This window comes from Erwinia persicina (assembly GCF_014838825.1).
Classification (GTDB): domain Bacteria; phylum Pseudomonadota; class Gammaproteobacteria; order Enterobacterales; family Enterobacteriaceae; genus Erwinia; species Erwinia persicina_A.
The window spans coordinates 1-647 of sequence record NZ_JACYMO010000037.1; the positions used below are offsets into that span (position 1 = coordinate 1).

1 protein-coding gene is annotated in these 647 nt (G+C 54.4%); it reads right to left on the bottom strand.

Going from position 1 to position 647, the window contains the following annotated elements:
* A partial coding sequence (locus tag IFU29_RS22205) for a GTP-binding protein (RefSeq protein ID WP_244633781.1) occupies positions 1-647 on the bottom strand: 647 nt, incomplete at both ends.

Genomic DNA, 647 nt, shown 5'->3' on the forward strand with positions numbered 1-647 from the left:
CCGCGCAGCAGGATACCACAGTTCTCACCCGCACGGCCTTCGTCCAGCAGCTTACGGAACATTTCAACACCGGTACAGGTTGATTTCACGGTATCTTTGATACCAACGATCTCAACTTCTTCACCGACTTTAACGATACCGCGCTCTACACGACCGGTCACAACAGTACCACGGCCGGAAATAGAGAAGACGTCTTCGATTGGCAGCAGGAATGGCTTATCAATCGCACGCTCTGGCTCTGGGATGTAGTTATCCAGGTGACCAGCCAGTTCGATGATTTTGGCTTCCCACTCTGCTTCACCCTGCAGGGCTTTCAGTGCAGAACCACGAACAACCGGGATGTCGTCGCCAGGGAAATCGTAAGCAGACAGCAGCTCACGCACTTCCATTTCAACCAGCTCCAGCAGCTCTTCGTCGTCAACCATGTCGCATTTGTTCATGAATACGATCATGAACGGAACGCCAACCTGGCGACCCAGCAGGATGTGCTCACGGGTCTGAGGCATTGGGCCGTCAGTCGCAGCAACAACCAGGATAGCGCCGTCCATCTGAGCAGCACCGGTGATCATGTTTTTCACATAGTCGGCGTGGCCTGGGCAGTCAACGTGCGCGTAGTGGCGAGTTGGGGTGTCGTATTCAACGTGAGA